1 protein-coding gene is annotated in these 628 nt (G+C 70.2%); it reads left to right on the forward strand.

What is annotated here, in order from left to right; genetic code table 11:
- Nucleotides 1-112 precede the first annotated feature (112 nt).
- On the forward strand, nucleotides 113-628 hold a 516-nt coding region (locus VR44_RS32095; protein ID WP_211275161.1), incomplete at its 3' end, for a transposase.

Here is a 628-nt window from a genome sequence, read left to right on the forward strand (position 1 = left end):
GTCAGCCGCAACACCCTCCTGCGGCTGATCGCCTCGCTGCCGGATCCTGAGGCAGTGGTGCCCCGCGTGGTGGGCGTCGACGAGTATGCCCAGCGCAGGGGTCTACGGCACCGTGCTCGTCGACGTCGAGACTCGACGGCCGGTGGATCTGTTGCCGGATCGCGAGGCCGACACGCTGGCAGCGTGGCTGGCGAAGCGGCCCGGCATCGAGGTCATCTGCCGGGACCGTGCCGTCTTCTACGCCGAGGGCTCTACCCGCGGCGCCCCGCAGGCTCTCCAGGTCGCTGACCGTTGGCATCTGTGGCACAACCTTGGTCAGGCCGCTGAGAAATGTGTCTACCGGCACCGAGGCTGCCTGCGGCCTGCACCGGTCCAGCCGGCGGAGCCGGACAAGCCAGAAACGACGCCCGGTTTACCTTCGCAGCCGTGGCCTACGGGCCACCGGTTCGCCGAGCGCACCCGCGCCAAGCACGCGACCGTCCACGCGCTCCTGGTCGCCGGGCACAGTAAGCGGTCCGTCGCCCGGCAACTCGGCATGGGTCACAGCACCGTCCTACGGTTCGCCGGCGCGGCCACGCCTGAGGCTCTGTTCACCGGACAGAGGCAAAACCGCCGGACCGCCCTCGAC

The organism is Streptomyces katrae (assembly GCF_000966975.1).
Taxonomy (GTDB): Bacteria; Actinomycetota; Actinomycetes; order Streptomycetales; family Streptomycetaceae; genus Streptomyces; species Streptomyces katrae.